Genomic DNA, 20849 nt, shown 5'->3' with positions numbered 1-20849 from the left:
CGGCGCGGATGGTAGACGCGGCACCACCATCCACCCCGCCCACCCCACCCAGCCACGCGCCGTCGAGCCCAAGAACCACGGTTCTACCTCGCGGGACCACGGTTCTACCTCGCGGGACCACGGTTCTACCTCGCGGGACCACGGTTCTACCTCGCGGGACCACGGTTCTACTTCGCGGGACCAGGGTTCTACTTCGCGGAACGTGGGTCGCCCCTGGCGTGACAGCGGCGTGACAGCGGGTGGTGCTCCGCTGACAGCGCGGTGCGAGGGCGCGCGTCCAGCCTGGGTGGTGAACCCACCGACCAGGAGGACACATGACCACCCCCGCGATCGAGGCCCACGGCCTCGTGAAGGTCTTCGGCGAGAACCGCGCCGTCGACGGCGTGGACCTCACCGTGCGTACCGGCACCGTCTACGGGGTCCTCGGACCCAACGGTGCCGGGAAGACCACGACCATCAGCATGCTCGCGACGCTCCTGCGCCCGGACGCGGGCGAGGCCCGCGTGTTCGGGCACGACGTCGTCGCGCACCCGCACAAGGTGCGCCAGCTCATCGGCGTGACGGGCCAGTACGCGTCGGTCGACGAGACGCTCAGCGCGACGGAGAACCTCGTCATCTTCGCGCGGCTCCTCGGGCTGTCGCGCACGCAGGCCCGGCGCAAGGCGGTCGAGCTGCTCGAGGCGTTCGGCCTCACGGACGCGGCGTCCCGCCCGCTGAAGAACTTCTCGGGCGGCATGCGCCGCCGTCTGGACCTCGCGGCGAGCCTCATCGCGCAGCCTCCGCTCATCTTCCTCGACGAGCCGACGACGGGCCTGGACCCGCGCACGCGCGCCCAGATGTGGTCGACGATCCGCGACCTCGTCGCGAGCGGGTCGACCGTGCTGCTCACGACGCAGTACCTGGACGAGGCGGACCAGCTCGCGGACCGGATCGCGGTGATCGACCGCGGACGCGTCGTGGCGGAGGGCACCGCGGACGATCTCAAGGACGCCGTCGGCGACCAGTCGCTCCAGCTCGCTCTGGTCCACGCCGTCGACGTCGCTCCCGCGTTCGAGATCGTCGAGCGCTCGCTGGGCCTCGCCGCGACGGTCTCCCCCGAGGCTCGCCGGCTCACCGTGCCCGTCTCCGGGCCGGACGTCGTGACGGACCTCCTCGTGCGCCTGCGCGAGGCACGCATCGAGGTCGGCTCGTTGAGCATGGACAAGCCGAGCCTCGACGAGGTGTTCCTCACCCTGACGGGGCACGGCGCCGAGGCGTCCGACCCCGTGGCCGGCGACGGCACGACGGACGGCGCCGCGGGCGCGCGCTCCACGGACGACACCCCGGGCGCGCGTGACGACCGCGCGGCCGCGACGCGAGAGGCGGCGCTGCGATGACCACCACGACCACGACTCCCCCCACGGCTCCCGGCCCGACCGACGCGGCGCCCGCGACCAGGCCCCGCATCCAGGCGGGCGCCGACCGCGCGCTGTCCGACCGCACGTCGCTGCGCGCGACGGCCGACCACACGCTGACCATGGCGTACCGCGGGCTGCTGAAGATCAAGCGGACGCCGGAGCAGCTCTTCGACGTGACGCTGCAGCCGATCCTCTTCACGCTGATGTTCACGTACATCTTCGGCGGGGCGATCGCGGGCGACGTCACGAGCTATCTGCCGATCATCATCCCGGGCATCCTCGTGCAGACCGTCATCACGACCTCGGTCGTGACCGGCACGCAGCTGCGCGAGGACATGGACAAGGGCGTGTTCGACCGCTTCCGGTCGCTGCCCATCGCGCGCATCGCGCCGCTGTCGGGGGCGCTCCTCGCCGACACGGTCCGCTACCTCATCGCGACCACGCTCACGTTCGCGATGGGCTACCTCATGGGCTACCGGCCCGACGGCGGGCTGGGAGCGGTCGCGCTCGCGGGTCTGCTCGTCATCGTGTGCTCGTGGGCCGTGAGCTGGATCTTCGCGTTCTTCGGCGTCGTCGCCCGGACCGCGTCGAGCGTGCAGGGCATCTCGATGATCGTGCTCTTCCCGCTGACGTTCCTGTCGAACGCGTTCGTCCAGCCGGACACGATGCCGGGCTGGCTCCAGGGCTTCGTCAACGTCAACCCGGTGTCGCACCTCGTCACCGCGGTCCGCGAGCTGGCGAACACCGGGACGCTCGGCTCCGACGCCGCGATCTCGCTCGTCGGCGCCGCGGTCATCGTCGCGGTCTTCGCGCCGCTCACGGTGCGCGCGTACATGCGCAAGGCCTGACCGCAGGACCCGGACGCCACGTCCTGAGCACGGGGTCGGCACCTCTCCGGGTGCCGGCCCCGTCCCCGTCCGTCAGGCGTCGGAGGTGCCGGCCCCGCCGTCGTCGCCCTCGAACTCGGCCTCCGCCTCGTCGAGGAGCGCGAAGCCACGGCGCGCGAGGTCGCCCCGGTCCAGATCGTGCACCTCGGCCCGGGCCCGCTCCGCGAGCGCCGTACCGACGACGCCGGTCACCTGCGCCCAGGCGTTCTCGTGGCGCAGCGAGGGCTGGTCCTGCCGCGAGCCCATCCGTTCCGCGAGCGCGACGAGCAGGACGCCGCGCCCGGCGCCGTCGTCCGAGCCCCCCGCCCGGGAACCGCCGCGACCCAGCACGGACGAGACCCCGAGCGCGAGGAACGACGTCCCGACGACCGGGTAGTCCACGAAGTGCGGGCGCGCCCGGTGCATCCCGAGGACGAGCGTTCGCAGCTCCTGGGAGACGGCCGGGGCCAGCGCCGATCCCGCGGTCGCGAGGCGCACGAGCCACGACGAGACGAGCAGGACGTACCAGGGCGACCAGCGCGCCTCGTCGTCGAACGATGCGGCCGCCTCCCCGTAGAGCGCGAGGGCGGCGTCCTCGTCGCCGTGCATCGCCGCGACCTCCGCCCGACCCATCGCGACGACGGAGCGCACGTCGGGCGGGACGTCCGCGCCGCCGAAGCCCGCGCGGGCCACCGCGCCGTCGAACGCCGCGAGCATCCGCTCGGCCCGCTCCGTCTCACCGAGCGTCACCGCGGCCGACATCTCCACCCAGTCGAGCTGCTGCAACGTCGCGGTCGCGCCGAGCGCCCGGAGGTGGTCGCGCGCGGCCTCGGCCCAGCGCCCGACGTCGGCGGCGTCACCCGCCTCGCTCGCGCACGAGGCGAGGAACATCGCCGTCGTCGCACGCGCCGCGACGTCGCGACGGGCGACCGCCCGCTCGTGCGCGAGCGCGCCCCACGATCGCGCCTCGGCGAGGCGTCCCTCGTTCTCCGCCATCTGGGCCGTCGTGAACTCGGCCAGCATCGCGACGAACGCGTCGTCGTCGGCCCGGAGGCCCGCGAGCGTCGCCTCCATCTCCTCGGTGCTGCGCACCGTCAGGAGCCGGGCGAACGCCCGGGTGCGTGGCCCGACGTCGGGCCGGCGCAGGAGCCGGCGCAGTCGCCCCAGCGCGCGGGCGGTGAGCTCGGGCCGCGCGAACGCCCCGGCGCCTGCGACCGCGGCGAGCGCGAGCGCCGCCGGCTGGACGTCCTCGGACGGGACTTCCCAGCCCACGACCGAGTCGAGCACGACCTCCACGAGCCCAGCGGCCTGGTCCTCGATGCCCAGCAGCAGCCAGGAGCCCATGAGCGCCGTGAACACCCGCACGACGACGTCGGGTCGCGCGTCCCGGACCGCCTCGCGCAGCGCGAAGAGGAGGTTCTCCTGCTCGCGCCGCAGGTCGGTCGCGGCGGCGGTCTGGTCGCCCCCGACGAGCGCGTCCGCGCACCGTTCCGCGAGCGCGGCGGCCCAGCGCTGCACCGCTTGGTGCGCCGTCGCCGTGGCACCCGTGTCCTGGAGCCGCAGGGCACCGAACTCCCGGACGGTCTCGAGCATCCGGTAGCGCACGACGCCGTCGTCCTCGGTGACCCGCAGGAGCGACTGGGCGACGAGCCCGTCGAGCGCGTCGAGCGTCCCCCACGCGGGCGTCCCGAGCCTCCCACTCCGAGGGACGCCGCCCGCGACGGCCTGCGCCGCCTCGGCCGAGAAGCCGTCCGGGAACACCGCCGCGCGACACAGCAGGTCCTGCTCGGGCTCTGCCAGCAGGTTCCAGCTCCACTCGATCACGGCCTCGAGCGTGCGGTGCCGGTCAGGGGCGAGCCGGTCCCCCGAGCGCAGGAGCGCGAAGCGCTCGCCGAGGTGCCGCTCGACGTCCTCGACGCTCATCGTGCGCACGCGGGCCGCGGCGAGCTCGATCGCGAGGGGGAGGCCGTCGAGGCGCTCGCACAGCCGCGCGACGACGTCAGGCGGCAGGCTCGCGCCGGGTCGGACGGCACGGGCACGCTCGACGAAGAGTCGGACGGCTGGTCCGGTCCCGCCGTCCGCCCCCAGCGCGTCGAGGGGGTACACGTGCTCGGCCGCGAGACGCAGGGGCGACCGGCTCGTCGTGAGGACGGTCAGACGCGGCGCGGCGCCGAGCAGCTCGGCGGCCCAGCGTGCCGCGCCGTCCAGGACGTGCTCGCAGTTGTCCAGGACGAGCAGGACGTCCCGCCCGCGCACGCGGTCGAGCACCTGCTCGCGCAGCTCCGGCGCCGCCAGGCGGTCGGCGAGCCGGCCGGTACGTCCGGGCGGGGAGATCCCCAGCCCGTCCGCGAGAGCCACGACGACGTCCTCGTCCGCGCGCACGCCGGCGAGCTCGACGACGACCACGAGGTGGACCGTCCCGGTCGCGGCCGCGCGGCGCGCGACCTCCTGCGCGAGGCGCGTCTTGCCCAGCCCGCCCGGGCCGAGGACCGTGACGAGCCGGGACCGGGCGAGAGCGCCCCGCACGCGGTCGACGTCGTCGTCCCGGCCGAGGAGCGCATCGGGCGCCACCCGCACGCCCCGCACCTGCGTGGCGTGCGCACCGAGAGCCGTGCCCGGCACCGGTGCCGCGGCCGCAGCGCCCGGGTCACCGGACGGCGCGGGGGCACCGGCACCGGACGGGCGGTCGAGCAGGTCGGCGGCGAGCCGCTGGAGGTCCGGGGCCGGGTCCGTGCCGAGCTCGCGGACGAGCGCGTGGCGGACGCGCGCGTACGCGGCGAGCGCATCGCGCACCCGGCCCGACGCCGCGAGCGACGTCATGAGGTCACGCGCGGCGTCCTCGTCGGTCTCGTCGCGGTCGAGCGCCGCGGTCGCGAGCGCGACGACGGTCTCCTGGTCCTCGGCGGCGGCCGCGGCCGACCGCAGCGCGACCGTGAGCCCGTCGTGCAGCCGCGTCACCTCCGCGCGCAGCGCCTGCCCGACCGATCCGGGCACGTCGGCGCCCGGGTCCTCGTCGTGCCACAGCGCGAGCGCGCCCCGCAGGTCGGCAACGCTCCCCCCGGCACCCTGGCCGCCCGCAGCGGACCCGCGGTGCGCGACCGTCCGGGCGTCGGCGAGCGCACGGCGGGCGCGGTCCAGGTCGCTCGGCACGCCGAGGGCGTAGCCGCCCGCGCGCGAGAGGACGGTCCCGGGCGCGGCCTCCCGCCGCAGCCGCGACACGAGGCTCTGGAGCGCGGCGCGCGGGTCCTGGGGCACGTCGGGTCCCCAGAGGTCCTCGACGAGCGTCGTCACGCCCAGCGTCCGGCCACCCGCGAGCGCGAGCGCGACGACGAGCGCGACCGCCCGCGACCCGCGCGGGGCGACCGGCGCGCCGTCGGGTCCAGGTACCCGCACAGGGCCGAGGACGCGGACGAGCGCGTCCCTCGGCGGGTTCGGGGCGTCGGGTGCGGGCACGTCGTCAGACCCTAGTCCTCGGCACCGACGGCGTCGCTGGCGGAAGGCTCGGCGACCGACGGGAACGTCAACGGCGTCCACCCGAGCGGCAGAAGGCCGGGGACCTGCGCCCGGGCGCGGTCCGCCGCGTCCGGGCAGCCCTGGGCCGCGAGGACGCCCGGGTCGCCCACCGCGCCGCGCACCACCCGGAGACCGACGTCCTCGATCCGCGCGTCGGGCGCGCTGCCGCGTCGCACGCCCGCGCGCACGCTCCAGGGCCGGTCCGCCCAGCCGCCGCCCCGCAGGCTCCGGTACTCGCCGTAGCGCGCGGTGTCGGCATAGTCCCAGCACCACTCCCAGACGTTCCCGAGCGTGTCGTGGAGGCCGAACGCGTTCGGGAGCCGGGTCGCGACGGGCCGGGGACCGTCGCCGCCGTCGTCCGCGGTCCACGCGACGGCCCCGACCGGGCCGTACCGGGGGCCGCTCGTCCCGCCGCGGCAGGCGTGCTCCCACTCGGCCTCGGTCGGGAGCCGGTACCCCGCCGAGCGCACGTCCCAGCGCACGTCCCGACCCTCGACCCGGTACGCGGGGTCCAGGCCCGCTACCCGGGATGCCGCGTTGCACCACAGCACCGCCTCGAACCACGTCACCCCGTGCACGGGGACGTCGTCGGCGACGGCCGACGGACCGCCCTCAGGAGGCCGGCGAAGGAGGTCGGCGTCGAGGACGGCCCGGTGCTGACCCACGGTCACCGGCGTGCGAGCGACGTGGAACGGCTCGAGGACGACGGAGCGCGACTCTCGCGTGCGCGCGTCGACGACGTCGAGCCGGCCGGCCGGGACGGCGACGAGGTCGGGAAGAGGTGAGCCCACGCCCTCGGACGCTACCCGAACCGCTGCACCGGCAGGTGGCCCGGGACCGTCAGCCCCCGCGGCGCTCCGGCCACGGCGCGTCAGCCGGACGCAGCGACGCCCAGCCGCCCGCGCGGGACGCGGCGGCGGCCAGGATCCCGACGACCGCGGAGGGGTTGTGCAGCTCGCCCGCGAGGACGCCGCGCAGCGCCTCGTCGAGCGGCACCCACCGCAGCTCCATGTCGAGCTCCTCGGCCTCGCGGGCGAACCGCTCACCCTCGGGGACGGGCGAGAGGTCGCGCGCGAGGAAGACGCGCAGCGCCTCGTTGGAACCGCCCGGCGTCGTGAAGTAGTCGACGAGGACGTCCCAGCGCGCGGCCTGGAGGTCGGACTCCTCGGCGAGCTCGCGGGCCGCGGCGAGCCGCCCGTCCTCCCCGACGACGTCGAGGAGGCCCGCCGGCACCTCCCACAGCTCGCGCCGGACGGGGTGGCGGTACTGGCGCAGCAGGAGCACGCGCTCGTCGTCGTCCAGCGCGACGATCGCCACGGCGCCCGGGTGGTCGAGGTACTCCCGCGTGACGCGCCCGTCGTCGAGCTCGACGACGTCGGAGCGGAGGTCGAACACGCGACCGTGGTGCACGACCGACGTCTCGGCGACCGTGCGCGGCGCGAGCGCGTCGACCGTGGGGCGCTCCGTGGCCGACGGAGCGCCCGCCTCGGTGCTCACTCAGTCCGCCTGGTTCTCGAGCGCGGCGCCGATGAGGCCGGTGAACAGCGGGTGCGAGCGCGTCGGGCGCGACTTGAACTCCGGGTGCGCCTGCGTGCTCACGTAGTACGGGTGCACGTCCGCGGGGAGCTCGACGAACTCGACGAGCGACGAGTCGGGCGACGTCCCGCAGATGACGAGCCCCGCCTCCTCGAGCTGCTTGCGGTAGGAGTTGTTCACCTCGTAGCGGTGGCGGTGACGCTCGGAGACGCGCTCCGACCCGTAGGTCTTGGCGACGACCGATCCCGGTGCCAGCGCGGCCTCGTACGACCCGAGGCGCATCGTGCCGCCGAGGTCTCCGTCGCCGCCGACGATCGCGAGCTGCTCCTCCATCGTCGCGATGACGGGGTGGGAGGTGCCGGGGTCGAACTCGGTCGACGACGCGTCGTCGATCCCGAGCACGTTGCGCGCGTACTCGATGACCATCGACTGGAGGCCGAGGCAGATGCCGAGCGTCGGGACCTTGTTCTCGCGCGCCCAGCGCAGCGCGCCGAGCTTGCCCTCGATGCCGCGCACGCCGAACCCGCCGGGCACGAGGACCGCGTCCACGCCGTGCAGCGCGTCGTCGGCGCCCTCGGGCGTCTGGCACTCGTCGGAGGCGACCCAGCGGATGGTGACCTTCGCGTCGTTCGCGAACCCGCCGGCGCGCAGCGCCTCGGTGACGGAGAGGTACGCGTCCGGGAGGTCGATGTACTTGCCGACGAGCGCGACCTCGACCCGGTGCGCGGGCTGGTGCACGCGCTCGAGGAGCTGGCTCCAGCCGTCCCAGTCGACGTCGTGGAACGGCAGGCCGAGGCGGCGCACGACGTACGCGTCGAGGCCCTCGGAGTGCAGCACGCGCGGGATGTCGTAGATGCTCGGCGCGTCGACCGCGTTGACGACGGCCTCGTTGTCGACGTCGCACATGAGCGCGATCTTGCGCTTGACCGGCTCGGGGACCACGCGGTCCGCACGGAGCACGATCGCGTCCGGCTGGATACCGATCGAGCGCAGCGCCGCGACCGAGTGCTGCGTCGGCTTCGTCTTGAGCTCGCCGGACGGGCCGATGTACGGCACGAGCGAGACGTGGAGGAAGAAGACGTCGTCGCGGCCGAGCTCGTGGCGGACCTGGCGCGCGGCCTCGAGGAACGGCTGGGACTCGATGTCGCCGACCGTGCCGCCGATCTCGGTGATGATGACGTCGACGTCCTCACCGGCCTGGGCGCGCATGCGCGTCTTGATCTCGTCGGTGATGTGCGGGATGACCTGGACCGTGTCGCCGAGGTACTCGCCGCGCCGCTCGCGCGCGATGACCTGGGAGTACACCTGGCCGGTCGTGACGTTCGCGGAGGCCTCGAGGTCGACGTCGAGGAAGCGCTCGTAGTGGCCGATGTCGAGGTCCGTCTCGGCACCGTCCTCGGTGACGAACACCTCGCCGTGCTGGAACGGGTTCATCGTCCCGGGATCGACGTTGAGGTACGGGTCGAGCTTCTGCATGGTGACGCGCAGGCCGCGCGAGCGGAGCAGACGACCGAGGCTGGATGCCGTGAGGCCCTTGCCGAGCGAGGAGGCGACGCCGCCGGTGACGAAGACGTGCGCGGTGCGGTGCTCGGTGCGTGCGCCCGAGGCGTTGAGGCGGGAGGAGGGCCGGTTCAGAAGGTCTGCCACGGAACTCCATCCTAACAGCGTGCCCGACGACGGCACGCGGACCGGGCAGTGCGACGCACCACGTCTACGAGGCCGGCTCGTCCTCCGGGGGCGTGCCGCCCGCCCGGCCCCGACGCAGGATGCCGAGCAGGGCCGCGCGGTCCCCCGCGAGCGACACCCCGACGACGACCGCGCCCGCGACGAGCGCCGCGAGGGCCCCGACCCCGACCGCAGGTAGCCAGCCCGCGTCGTCGGGCAGGAGAGCGCCCGAGACCGCCGAGCCCGCCAGCGCACCGAGGGCCACACCCACGGCGACGACCACGAGGGTCCGCGGAACCCCGCGCGTCGCCTCGGGCCCCGCGTGACGGTGTGTCGCGACGAGCAGCCCGGCGCCCGCGATCGACATCCCGACCGCGGTCGCCAGGCCGAGCTGGAGCAGCACCCCCGCCTGGTCCCGGACGCCGGTCACGGCGGGGAGGACGTACGCGGTCGCCGCCACGACGAGCCACCCCGCGGCGGTCACGACGACCGCGACGCGCTGGCGGTCGATCGTGTAGAGCGCGCGCGACAGGTGGAGGATCAGCGAGAAGCCGACGATGCCGACGGCCATGCCCGCGACGGCACCCCCGAGGCCCGTGACCGAGCCCTTCGCGATGACGGCGAACACGGCTTCCACGGCCGCGGACGCCGCGATCAGGGCCGCGGCGCCCAGGCCTGCCACCACGAGCAGGGTGCGCGTCGTGGTCGCAAGGAGGCGCTGGTAGGCGTCGTGGCGCGCATGGGCGACGTGCTCGGCGAGGCGGGGGAAGGCGCTCGTCGCGAGCGGGAACGCCAGCACGGCGTAGGGCAGCAGGTACACCTGCTGGGCGAACCAGTACGTCGGGAAGGTCTGCTCCGGCCCGTACCGGTACGCGGCGCCCATGATGGCCAGCACGGAGAGCTGCTGCGCGACGAGCGCCCCGATCCCCGCGAACGCCAGGTTGCGCGCCCGGACGGCCTCCCCGCCCGGGAACCGCAGCGTGGGCCGCAGCCGGACGCCCAACCGGTGCACCGGCAGGACGAGCGGCAGCGCCAGGACCGCGACGCCCACCGTCGTGCCCCAGCCCAGCCAGGCGATCGCGTCCCCCGACAGCGCGGCGACGTCCGCCTGTTCGCCGTCCGCGAGCCGGTAGAACACGAGGAACACCACGATGACGGCGAGGCTCGACAGCAGCGGCGAGAACGCCTGCCAGAAGAAGCGCTTGTGCGCCTGGAGGATGCTCCCGAGCACGACCGCCAGCCCGTAGAGCGGCACCTGGAGCGCGAACACCCGCACGAACGTCGCGGTGACGTCGACGAGCTCCGGGTGCTCGCTCATGAGGAGCAGGGCGATCGGCTGCGCGAGGAGCGCGAGCAGCCCGCCGAGGGGGACGAGCACGACGAGCGTCCACCCGAGCAGGGCCGACGCGATGCGCGAGACGTCGGCGCCCGCGCGGCGGGCGATGGGACCGGCGAGGAGCGGGACCACGGACCCGGCGAGCGCGCCGCCCGCGGCGACCTCGAACAGCACGTTCGGCAGGAGGTTCGCGGCGGTGTACGCAGACCCGGCGCCCTCGGTGCCGACCGCCGCGGACTGTACGAGCGACCGCGCGAAGCCGACGAGCCGGCTCGCGATCGTCACGAGCGTGATCATGGCGGCGGCACCCGCCAGCGTGCCCGTGGCGGCGCGCAGCCGCCCCGCCCGCGCGCTCACGCCGGGCGCCGGCCCCACGCGTCCACGCGCCGCAGCACGTCGTTGCCCTCGATGACCTTCGAGAAGCTCACCTTCTCGCTCGCCAGGGTCAGCCCCACCACGCCCGCGAGCGCGAGCCAGCGCACAGACCGGGGCGCCGCGAACGCGACCTGCGAGCCGAGCGCGGCGCCGAGCGCGTTCGCGCCGCAGTCGCCGAGCATGTCACGCTCGCCCAGGTCACCGGGTGCCGCCGCGGCGGCAGCCCCGAGGACCGCGCCCGCCGTCGGGGCCGCGGAGGTACCGAGGTAGGGCAGGGACGCGGCGCCAGCGGCCTTGAGCGCGCGGCCCGGGCGCAGGTCCAGGAGGTTGAGGAGGTTCGCCGTGCCGGCCATGAGCGCGCCGTTCACGCCGACGTCCACGAGGTGGCCGAACGCCCCGCCCGTGCGACGCGTCCCGATCGCCGCCGCGAGGAGCGAGACGCCGCTGATCCCGAGGATCTTCAGCGCGCCCGTCGTCACGCGGCCCTCGGCGAGCGCGCCGAGGTGCCCGCGCAGGCCCTTCGTCCGGGTCAACGTGTCCTCCGCGAGGTCGTCCACGAGGCCGAACGCGCCCGCGCTCGCCGTCGCGAGGGCGACCGCACCGCGCGTGCGGGCGTCGCCGCCCGCCACGAGCGTCCCGGCGACGAGGCCGGTGGCGACCGCAGGGCCCTCCAGCAGGCTGATCGGCTCGCCGCGGTGGTTGGTGCGCGTCCAGCGCTCCCCACCGCCCGGCGGGCGCGACCCGGCGGCGCGCCGCGCCATCGCGGTCATGACGGCGGCGACGCCGGCCGTGGCGAGGGTCCGCAGCGCGCGCGCCACGTCAGCCCTCCCCCGCGCCGGCGGTCTGCTCGACGTCGGCGGCACCCTCGTCCGCCGCGTCCCCCGCGGTGTCGCCCGCCGCAGCGTCCTGGGCGCCCGCGTCGGACGACGTCGTGCGCGTCACCGGCGGGAGCTCGACGGCCGGCGGGAGGACCGCCGTCGCGCTCTCCTCGAACCCGAACTGACCGACCTGGTCCGCGATGCGCGCCGCGAGGGCGAGCGGGACGTTGATCCGGCCCGGCTCCGCCTCGATCCCGCTGACGGTAGAGATCGACGCGGCGAGGTCGTCGTTCGCCCGGATGGTCGAGACGACGTCACCGCTCACCGCCGTCGGGCCGGCGACGAGCGCCGCCTCGGCGACCTCCTGGGCCGCGACGGCGACCTGGACCTCGATGTCGACGACGTACGTGTCCGGCGCGGGGGCTTCCTCGCCCTCCGCCGCCGGGGCGGCCTGCTCGGGGGCGGGTCCGCCCAGCAGCAGGACGACGTCGGCCGGCAGCGTCTGCTCGGACACCACGTCGACGAGCGCGAAACGCTCCAGGAGCGCCTCGAGCTCGATCGCCTCCGGGCTGCGCTCCTCGGAGCTCGCGGGCGCGGACCCGGTGAGCGCGAGCGCGAGGGCACGGGCGAGCCGCTGCTCGGGGGTCGCGTCCTGAGGGACCTCGCCCAGCTTCTCCCCGAGGCCCTCGGCCACCGTCTGGCGCGCGCTCTCCTCGTCCTGGCTCGTCCACGAGTCAGTCAGCCGGACGTGGCCGACGATGGACGCGCCCGCCGTCTCGAGCTGCTCGGCGATCGCGTCGTCCCGCTCGTTGTCCGCCCCGTCCAGGTCGACGACGGCGACGCGACGGTCCTGGAGCGACCCGGCCACGAGCTGCGGCCCCGCCGCCTCGATGTACCGCGAGTCGTCGCCGAGCGTCACGTTCGCCTCGTCGAGCTGGTCGCGCAGCTCGTTGCGCTCGGTGCGCAGCTGCTCCACCTGCCCGGTGAGCTGGTCGCCGATGGCGCCCTGGAGCGGACCGGCGCCGAGGATGATCCCGACGGCCAGGGCCAGGAAGACCGAGATCAACGAGACGATGTGGTACCTGAAGTCGATCACTGTGCGGTGGTGTCCTTCGGTTCGGGCTGCTGCGTGCTGGCAAGGTCAGGGTGCGCGGGAGCGCGCGTCGAGCAGGTCGGGGCGACCTGCGCGGGCCGACGGCGACGACGGCCCGGTGGGGGTCAACCCCCGCCCGCGAAGAGCGACCCGATCCACGACCAGAGGTCGTCGAACCGGGCGCCCACGATCCCGAAGAACGTCTGGCCTGCCGCCGTCGACCACAGCGCCGCGACGACGGCGAGGAGCCCGGCGATCGACAGGAGCCAGAGCTGGAGGTTGGAGATCCGGTGCCGGTACAGGCGCGAGACGCCCTTGGCGTCGACGAGCTTGCCGCCGACGCGCAGCCGCGTGAGGAACGTGCTCGCCATCCCCGCGCGGCCCTTGTCGAGGAACTCGACGAGGGTCGCGTGCGTCCCGACGGCGACGATGACCTCGGCGCCCTTGTCGTCCGCGAGGAGCATCGCGATGTCCTCGCTCGTGCCCGTCGCCGGGAACACGACCGGCTCGACGCCGAGCTCCTGGACACGCTCCAGCCCCGGCGCCTTGCCGTCACGGTACGCGTGCACCACGACCTCGGCGCCGCTGCTCAGCGCACGGTCGGACACCGAGTCCATGTCGCCGACGATCATGTCCGGCTTCCAGCCGGCGTCGAGGATCGCGTCCGCGCCACCGTCCACGCCGATGAGGACCGGCCGGTACTCCGTGATGTACGGCCGCAGCGTCGCGAGGTCCTCGCGGTAGTGGTAGCCGCGCACCACGATGAGCACCTGCCGACCGTCGATCGGCGTGCGGATGTCCGGCACGCCGACGCCGTCGAGCAGCAGGTCGCGCTCGCGCCGCAGGTAGTTCATCGTGTTCTCGGCGAACGACTCGATCTCGACCGAGAGGTTGGCGCGCGCCTCCTCGAGGCTGCGCGCGACGGTCTCCTCGCTCTGGAGGACGCCCTCCGCCACGAGGTCGTCCCCGAGGTAGACCTTGCCGCCGTCGAGCCGCAGCTCCCGGCCGTCGGGGACGGCCATGATCGCCGGGCCGAGGTCGTCGACGAGCACGATCCCTGCCTCGACGAGGACGTCGGGGCCGAGGTTCGGGTAGCGCCCCGAGACGGACTTCGCGGCGTTGAGGACGGCGGAGGGCTTGGCCGCCACGAGGGCGTCGGCGGCGACGCGGTCGATGTCGACGTGGTCGATCACCGCGACGTCCCCCGGCTGGAGCCGCTTCGTGAGCGCCTTGGTGCGCGCGTCGACCTTGGCCGGACCGAGCGTGCCGGACCCGGCCTCCGGCAGGGAGGCTTTGCGCAGAGTGAGTCTCATCGTGCCCTATCGTCCCACGACCGACGACTCCAGAAGCTCCACCGCGTGGCGGCGGGCCGCGTCGGAGTCCTCCTGGCCGGAGAGCATCCGCGCGAGCTCGCGGACGCGCTCGTCCCCCGTGACCTCGCGCACACCCGTGACCGTGACCGCCGCGGCGTCGGGGGCGGCGTCGGGCCCGTCCCCCGGACCGGCGCCGGACGACTTCGTCACCACGAGCTGGACGTCGGCGAACGCCGCGACCTGCGCGAGATGGGTGACGACGACGACCTGGGTGCGCCGCGCGAGAGACGCGAGCCGGCGCCCGACCTCGACCGCCGCCTTGCCACCGACTCCGGCGTCGACCTCGTCGAAGACGAACGTCGGGAGCACCTGGCCGGTCCCGTCCACGGCGGCCGTCGCGAGCGCCACCTCGATCGCGAGCATGACGCGCGAGAGCTCGCCGCCCGACGCGCCCTTGCCGAGCGGCCGGGCCGGCGCACCCGCGTGCGCGACGAGCGAGAAGGTCACGACGTCGACGCCCCACGGGCCGGGCTCCTCGGCACGCTCGACGTCGACCACGAGGCTCGCGCCGCCCATCGCCAGCCCGCGCAGCTCGTCGGTCACCGCGGTCGCGAGCTCTGCCGCGGCGCGCTCGCGCGACGCCGTGATCGCCGTCCCGAGGCGGTCCAGCTCGGCATCGAGCTCGTCGCGGCGCACGATCGACGCGTGGAGCCGCTCGCCGCCGTCGTCCAGGTCGAGCAGCCGCAGCCCGGCGTCGCTCGCCCAGGCGAGCACGTCGTCGACCGTCTCGCCGTAGCTGCGCGTCAGCGTGCCGAGCTCGGCGAGGCGCGCGTGCGCGCTCTCGAGCCCGGCGGGGTCGGCCGCGAGGTCCTCGACGTAGCCCGAGATCTCCGTGGCGACGTCGGCGAGCACGTAGCCGACCTCCGCGAGCCGCTCGGCGAGCCGCGCGAGCTCCGGGTCCGTCCCGGCCACCGACTCGAGCGCGCGTCGCGCCCGGTCGACCGAGACGACCGCGTTCTCCTGCGGCTCCGCGGCCTCGTCACCGGCCACCGCGTCGTGCGCGAGCTGGGCCGCGACCCGCAGCTCCTCGACGTTCCCCAGGCGCGCCACCAGGGACGTCAGCTCGACGTCCTCGCCCGGCTGCGGGGCGACCCGCTCGACCTCCGCGAGCCCGAGGCGCAGCAGCTCCGCCTCCCGCGCCCGCTCGCCCGCCCGCGTCTCGATGTCGTCGATCTCCGCCTGGAGCGCCGACCGCTCGGTCCAGGCGTCGCGGTACTGCGCCAGCAGCTCCGCGTGCGCGGGGCCGGCGAACGCGTCGAGCGCGACGCGCTGCCGGCTCGCGGTCCGCAGCCGGAGCTGGTCGGACTGCCCGTGGACCGTCACGAGGTCGTCGGCGATCTCCGCGAGCACGCCCTGCGGGACGCTGCGGCCGCCGAGGTGCGCGCGCGAGCGGCCCTCCGCGGCGACCGTGCGCAGGATGACGACCGTGCCGTCGTCGTCCACCTGGCCACCCGCGTCGTCGACCCGCTGCGCGACCGCCGGCCGGTCGGTGACGCGCACGCGCCCCTCGACGACGGCGCTCGACGCACCCGGGCGCACGGTCGCCGGGTCCGCCTTGCCTCCCATGAGGAGGCCGAGCCCCGTGAGCACCATGGTCTTGCCCGCGCCCGTCTCGCCCGTGATCACGGTCAGTCCCGCCCCGACCGGGACACGGGCCGACCGGATGACGCCGAGGTTCTCGATCGCGATCTCCTCGAGCACGCTCACTCCTCCTCGTCCGTGACGTCCTGGTCCCCCGGCGGCCTGCGTGCCTCCGCCGCCGCGGCGCGCTCTGCCGCCGTGCCCGCCGTCGCGGCCACGCTCGCCGCGCGCTCGCGCCACCCGACCACGGGGAGCGAGAACTTGGACACCAGCCGGTCGGTGAACGGCGCCGTGCTGAGCCGCGCGAGGCGCAGCGGCGTGTCGGAGCGCCGGACCTCGACGCGCGACCCGTTGGGCAGGTCGATGCGCCGACGGCCGTCGCACGTGAGCACGCCCGACGACGCCGAGTCGGCGAGCACGTCGACCGTGATCGTCGAGCGCGGGCCCACGACGAGCGGGCGCGCGAAGAGCGCGTGGGCCGCGAGCGGGACGACGAGCACCGCGTCGACGTCCGGCCACATCACCGGCCCGCCCGCCGAGAACGCGTGCGCCGTCGAGCCGGTCGCGGTCGCCGTCACGACGCCGTCGCACCCGAACGACGACAGCGGGCGGCCGTCGACCCCGAGCACGACCTCGATCATGCGCTCGCGCTGCGCCTTCTCGACCGTCGCCTCGTTGAGCGCCCACCCCACGAGCGGCTCCGGCTCGCCGGGCAGGTAGGCGCGCACCTCGACGATCGTGCGCTCCTCGACCGTGTAGTCGTACGCCGCGAGCCGCCCCACGGCAGCGCGCAGGTCCTCGCGCTCGCTCTCGGCGAGGAACCCCACGTGGCCGAGGTTGACGCCGAGCAGCGGCACCCCGGTCCCGTGCGTGAGCTCGGCGGCACGCAGGATCGTGCCGTCGCCACCGAGGACCATGACGACCTCGGACTCCGCGACGCCCTCGCGCGCACGGGTGCGCGCCATGTGGTCGCCGAACCTCTCCGCGAGGTCGTCGTCGTGCAGCGTCACGGTGAACCCGGCGCGCTCGAGCTCGGTCACCGCCTCGTGCAGCGCGACGACCGCCTCGGGGCGGCCGCCGTGGGTCACGATCAGCACGCGTCGCGTCACGGTGCTCCTCCAGTCAGGGGTCGGTCGGGCGTCGCGGCGTCGGGCGTCGGGCTCGGCGCGTCCGCCCGGGCGACGAGCACGACGGGCGGCGGGCCGCCGTCGGGCGCGGGCTGCCACGCCACCGCCGCGGCCGCGGCGTCCTCCAGCGCGGAGTCCTCGAGCGCGGCGCCGTCAGCGCGGCCGGGGTCGCCGGCCCGCAGCCACCAGAAGTACTCGCGGTTCCCGCTCGGTCCGGGCAGGGGGCTCGGCACGACGGCGAGCGGGCGCAGCCCGACGACCGCCGCGTGCCGTGCGACCGCGGCGACGACCTCGACGTGGAGCGCGGGATCACGCACGACCCCGCCGCTCCCGAGGCGTTCCCGGCCGACCTCGAACTGCGGCTTGACGAGCAGGAGCAGGTCGGAGCCCGGGCCCACGACGCCCGCGACGGCGGGCAGGACCATCGCGAGCGAGATGAACGACAGGTCGCCGACGACGAGGTCGGGCACGGCTCCGACGTGCTCGGGAGCGAGGTCGCGGACGTTGAGCCCCTCGTGCACCCGGACCCGCGGGTCGGCACGCAGGTCGGGCACGAGCTGGTCGTGCCCGACGTCGACCGCCACGACCTCGCGCGCGCCCCGACGCAGCAGGACGTCCGTGAAGCCCCCGGTCGACGCCCCGAGGTCGAGGCACCGCATGCCGTCGACGGCGGGCGGCCGCGGCGGCGCGCCGGAGGGGTCGAGCGCGTCCAGCGCGTCGAGGACCCCGGCGAGCTTGAACGCGGCACGCGAGGCGTAGCCGGGGTCCTCCGGGTCCGGCGCCACCGCGAGCACGTCCTCCGGCCCGACGGCGCTCGACGGCTTGGTCACGACGACCCCGCCGCGCGTCACCCGGCCCGCAGCGACGAGCTCGGCGGCCTGGCGGCGCGACCTCGCGAGCCCGCGCCGGACGAGCTCGCCGTCGAGGCGGGCACCGGTGCGCTCCGCCACGCTCAGTCCTCCGTGCGGGCGAGCTCGGCGACCAGCGCGTCGTGCACGGCCTCCAGCACCCCCACGTGGTCGGCGGTGGCGAGCACCTCCAGCCCGTCGAGCCGTCCGAGCGCGGCGTCGAGCGGGTTGTGGGGCAGATCGGCGACCGGGGACTGCTCCTCGCCGTCCCGCCCGTTCGCCGGACGCTCCGGTCCGCCAGGAGGCGGGCCGGGAACCAGACGCAGCGGACCGTCCGTCATGTCCTGTCTCCTGTCTGGTGGGCTGCACGCACGTCGCCCGGTCCGTGCCCGGGCATCCCGGACCACGCTACCGGTTGCGTCCCACGGACGGGCGCGTCCGGCGGCCCGTGGGACGCGGCGCGTCGCGCCGCCCGATGACGGTCGGGATCAGTGGGTCCCGACGGGCAGCTCGGGGACCGTCGACGGGTCCACGGGGAGCCCCGCGTCGGCCGTAGCCCAGGACGCGGCCGCCGCCGCCCGGACCGTGTCGACCGTCGCGGTGCCGCGCACGTCCAGGCGCAGCGCACCGTCGTCGACCCGGGCCGCGCTGTCGCCGCACGACCACCAGCCGGCGTCCGTGCGCACGGGCACCGGGTGGGGCTCGAGGAGGCTGCGCAGGTCGGCGCCCACGTAGTGCGGGCGCAGGTGCGGCTCCGCGAGGATCGTGTCCCGCGCCGTGCTCACGCCGGTCAGGACGTGCAGGCCGGGGTAGCCGCCCGCGCGGGCACCGGCGAGGTCCGTGTCGAGCCGGTCCCCGACGACGAGCGGCGCCTCGGCGCCCGCACGCTCGATCGCGAGCCGGTACATGGTCGGCGACGGCTTGCCCGCGCTGTCGGGCTCGACGCCCGTCGCGGCGCGCACCGCGCCGACCAGGGACCCGTTGCCCGGCGCGAAACCCCGCGCGGTCGGCAACGACAGGTCGAGATTGCTCGCGACGTGCCACGCCCCCCGCTGGACGGCGTAGGCGGCCTCGGCAAGCTGGGCCCATCCGAGCTCCGGCGCGAAGCCCTGCGCCACGGCGTCGGGCTCCTCGTCCGCGCTCTCGACGAGGACGAAGCCGGCGTCGTGGACGGCCGTCACGAGTCCCGGCCCGCCGACCACGAGCACGCGCGCGCCCGGCTCGAGGCGGGTCCGCAGGAGCGCGGCCGCGGCCTGCGCGGCCGTCATGACCTCCTCCGCCGAGGTGGGGATGTCGAGGCCCGTGAGCTGCTCGGCCACCGACCCGGGCTCACGCGACGCGTTGTTCGTGACGAACACGAGACGCAGGCCGCGGGCGCGCGCGGTCGTCAAGCCCTCCGACGCGTGCTCGATCGGCTCGTGGCCGCGGTACGCCACCCCGTCGAGGTCGACGAGCGCGAGGTCGTACCGGTCGGCCAGCGCGACGTCGCTCCCGAGGAGCCCGGCGCTCACCGATCGTCCTCGTCCGACGACGCCGCGTCCGCCGAGGCGTCCGCCCCGTCGTCCGCTGCCGTACCGCCCTCGGACCGCGCGGCCTCGCTGAGCGTCGGGTCCGTCTCCTGGCCCTGGGCCGGCTCCGCGACGACCGTCGGCCCAGCCGCGTCGGCGGACTGCTCGCCGGGCTCGTCCGCATCATCGATCTCGTCCGTGAGGTCGTAGACCACCACGTCGTCCTCCTCGCCCAGCACCGCGGCGAGCAGGCTCGCGTCGATGCCCGCGAGGATCTCCGCAGCCTCCTCGGTCCGGCCCGCGAGCTCGAGCACCGAGGCGCGCGCCTGGAGGACGCGCGCACCGAGCTCGCCCCGGGTCCCGACCGCAGGGACCTGCTCGAGAGCCGCGAGTGCTGCGTCAAGCTCGTCGAGGTCGACACGTGCACCGCTCACGACGATCGCGAGCTCCGTGCGCCCGACGTCGTCCAGGGTCGCGGCCTCCTCCGACGCAGCCAGGGCGAGAGCGCGCTCGGGGCGGCCGAGCCCGCGCTCGCAGTCGGCCATGATCGGTAGGTGCTCGGACGAACCGTTGAGGCGTCGCACCGTACGCAGCTCACGGAGCGCCTCCGCGTACCGGCCCGTCGCGTAGGCCGTGAGACCGGCGGCCTCGCGCGCGACGTCGACCCGGCCCGCGCGACGCACGGCGGCCTGCGCGTGCTCGTACGCGAGCTCCGGGTCGGAGTCGATGAGACGCCCGGCCATGACGAGGTGACGCCCGACGACCTCGGCGGTCTCCTTGCTCAGCGTGCGCAGGCGGCCCCGAGCGGCGCGGTCGAGCTGAGAGATCTGCACCTCGTCGGGGATCGCCGGCCCTGCGGGGTGCCGGGGCTCGGGACGACGGTCGAAGCCGTCCCGCTCTCGGCCGGCCCCGGCACGCGGCGCGTGCCCTCGACGGTCGGTGCCGCGGCGGTCGTCGCGAGGACCTGACCCGTTCCGACGGTCGGCCGAGTCGCGGTCGTACCGACCGCGGCCGCCCTCCCCCGGGCGCGCCGGTCGCTGGTAGCCGTCGCCGCGCCCCCCGGGAGCGCCACGACCGTCGCGAGCAGGCGAACGGTCGTCACGACGTGCGGGACGGTCGCCCCGCCCCTCGCCGTATTCGCGGCGGGACGTGCCCGTGCCCTCGCCGCGCGAGCTCCACGGACGTCGCTCGTCCGGGCGTCCACCGTCACGGCGTGCTCCGTCCCGCCGATCGCCCTCGCGACGCTCGCGGTCCGACCGGTCGCTGCTACGACGGTCAGGACCGGCCCCACCCTGCCCTCGGTCGGGGCGACCACCGTCGGGGCGTCCGCGACCGCTGTCCGAGCGTCCTCGGTAGCCGCCGTCCTGGCGCCCACGGCCATCACCCGAGCCACGGCGGGCAGCGTCACCACCGCCCCGACGACGGTCGCCGTCGCCGGAGCCCGCGCCGGACGGGCTGCGGCGGGCGCCCCGCGCGTCGCGGGAAGGGCCCTGTCGACCGTCACGGTCGCCGCGTCCACCACGGTCGTCGCCCGAGGAGGGGCGGTCCGACTCGGACTCGTGGGAGGTGTCGTTCACCAGGGTTACCTCTCGTTGTGAAGTTTGCGCAGGCCATCATCCCACGTCGGGTCCGACGTCACACGGGACGGAACGGGTGGGGAGCCATGCGGCACGACGTCGGCGCAGCCGTCCCGATGCGGACGCCAGCGCGAAGGTCTGGAAATGCCGAAGGCCCACCCCGTGTGGGGTGGGCCTTCGGTGAAGGGTTGTCCGGCGGCGTCCTACTCTCCCACCCCGTCTCCAGGGCAGTACCA

Annotated in this window: 16 protein-coding genes; 2 read left to right on the top strand and 14 right to left on the bottom strand. The window is 75.4% G+C overall.

From position 1 onward, the window contains the following. Window positions 1-314 precede the first annotated feature (314 nt). A complete protein-coding gene (locus ACFWH7_RS16955; RefSeq protein ID WP_378218133.1) occupies window positions 315-1376 on the top strand; it encodes an ATP-binding cassette domain-containing protein in 1062 nt (353 codons plus the stop codon). Then, window positions 1373-2245: an ABC transporter permease gene (locus ACFWH7_RS16950; protein WP_378218131.1), complete on the top strand. Its 873-nt coding sequence runs from the start codon at window positions 1373-1375 to the stop codon at window positions 2243-2245. Before ACFWH7_RS16955 ends, ACFWH7_RS16950 begins: the two co-directional genes overlap by 4 nt. Window positions 2246-2317: 72 nt before the next feature. Here the strand turns inward: ACFWH7_RS16950 and ACFWH7_RS16945 are convergent, their stop codons facing one another. The 14 genes from ACFWH7_RS16945 to ACFWH7_RS16880 all read right to left on the bottom strand — a co-directional run bounded on the left by ACFWH7_RS16945 (window position 2318) and on the right by ACFWH7_RS16880 (window position 19869). Continuing rightward, the gene (locus tag ACFWH7_RS16945; RefSeq protein WP_378218129.1) at window positions 2318-5716 is read right to left on the bottom strand and encodes an AfsR/SARP family transcriptional regulator; all 3399 of its coding nucleotides are present in this window, start codon (window positions 5714-5716) and stop codon (window positions 2318-2320) included. Window positions 5717-5727: 11 nt separating this feature from the next. Beyond that, window positions 5728-6567, bottom strand: coding sequence for a formylglycine-generating enzyme family protein (locus tag ACFWH7_RS16940; RefSeq protein ID WP_378218127.1), 840 nt, complete (start codon window positions 6565-6567; stop codon window positions 5728-5730). Between the two features lie 49 nt (window positions 6568-6616). Next, window positions 6617-7273 (bottom strand): NUDIX domain-containing protein, encoded by a 657-nt coding sequence (locus ACFWH7_RS16935; RefSeq protein ID WP_378218125.1) that lies wholly within the window; start codon window positions 7271-7273, stop codon window positions 6617-6619. Further along, window positions 7274-8947: a CTP synthase gene (locus ACFWH7_RS16930; RefSeq protein WP_378218135.1), complete on the bottom strand. Its 1674-nt coding sequence runs from the start codon at window positions 8945-8947 to the stop codon at window positions 7274-7276. A gap of 76 nt (window positions 8948-9023) precedes the next feature. After that, window positions 9024-10670 (bottom strand): murein biosynthesis integral membrane protein MurJ, encoded by a 1647-nt coding sequence (gene murJ / locus ACFWH7_RS16925; protein WP_378218123.1) that lies wholly within the window; start codon window positions 10668-10670, stop codon window positions 9024-9026. Beyond that, on the bottom strand, window positions 10667-11506 hold the full coding sequence (locus ACFWH7_RS16920) for a hypothetical protein (protein WP_378218121.1): 840 nt from the start codon (window positions 11504-11506) through the stop codon (window positions 10667-10669). The genes murJ and ACFWH7_RS16920 overlap by 4 nt, the downstream gene beginning before the upstream one ends. A 1-nt stretch (window position 11507) precedes the next feature. Continuing rightward, a complete protein-coding gene (locus ACFWH7_RS16915; RefSeq protein WP_378218119.1) occupies window positions 11508-12602 on the bottom strand; it encodes a copper transporter in 1095 nt (364 codons plus the stop codon). A gap of 122 nt (window positions 12603-12724) precedes the next feature. After that, window positions 12725-13912, bottom strand: a complete 1188-nt coding sequence (steA, locus tag ACFWH7_RS16910) for a putative cytokinetic ring protein SteA (protein ID WP_141390557.1) — start codon at window positions 13910-13912, stop codon at window positions 12725-12727. Between the two features lie 6 nt (window positions 13913-13918). Beyond that, the gene (gene recN / locus ACFWH7_RS16905; protein WP_378218116.1) at window positions 13919-15673 is read right to left on the bottom strand and encodes a DNA repair protein RecN; all 1755 of its coding nucleotides are present in this window, start codon (window positions 15671-15673) and stop codon (window positions 13919-13921) included. 2 nt (window positions 15674-15675) lie between these two features. Beyond that, complete coding sequence (locus ACFWH7_RS16900; protein ID WP_378218114.1) at window positions 15676-16662, bottom strand: NAD kinase; 987 nt, start codon at window positions 16660-16662, stop codon at window positions 15676-15678. Next, window positions 16659-17630 carry a TlyA family RNA methyltransferase gene (locus ACFWH7_RS16895; protein ID WP_378218112.1) on the bottom strand — a complete coding sequence of 324 codons (972 nt, stop codon included), beginning with the start codon at window positions 17628-17630 and terminating at the stop codon, window positions 16659-16661. Before ACFWH7_RS16895 ends, ACFWH7_RS16900 begins: the two co-directional genes overlap by 4 nt. A 2-nt stretch (window positions 17631-17632) precedes the next feature. Next, a complete protein-coding gene (locus ACFWH7_RS16890) occupies window positions 17633-17869 on the bottom strand; it encodes a hypothetical protein (protein WP_378218110.1) in 237 nt (78 codons plus the stop codon). 147 nt (window positions 17870-18016) lie between these two features. Next, the gene (locus ACFWH7_RS16885) at window positions 18017-19039 is read right to left on the bottom strand and encodes an HAD-IIA family hydrolase (protein ID WP_378218108.1); all 1023 of its coding nucleotides are present in this window, start codon (window positions 19037-19039) and stop codon (window positions 18017-18019) included. Further along, window positions 19036-19869, bottom strand: coding sequence for a tetratricopeptide repeat protein (locus ACFWH7_RS16880; protein ID WP_378218106.1), 834 nt, complete (start codon window positions 19867-19869; stop codon window positions 19036-19038). The genes ACFWH7_RS16885 and ACFWH7_RS16880 overlap by 4 nt, the downstream gene beginning before the upstream one ends. Between the last annotated feature and the right edge of the window lie 980 nt (window positions 19870-20849).

It is taken from the genome of Cellulosimicrobium cellulans (assembly GCF_042723955.1).
In the GTDB taxonomy this organism is placed as follows: Bacteria; Actinomycetota; Actinomycetes; order Actinomycetales; family Cellulomonadaceae; genus Cellulosimicrobium; species Cellulosimicrobium cellulans_H.
This window is presented reverse-complemented; position numbering and strand designations above follow the sequence as displayed.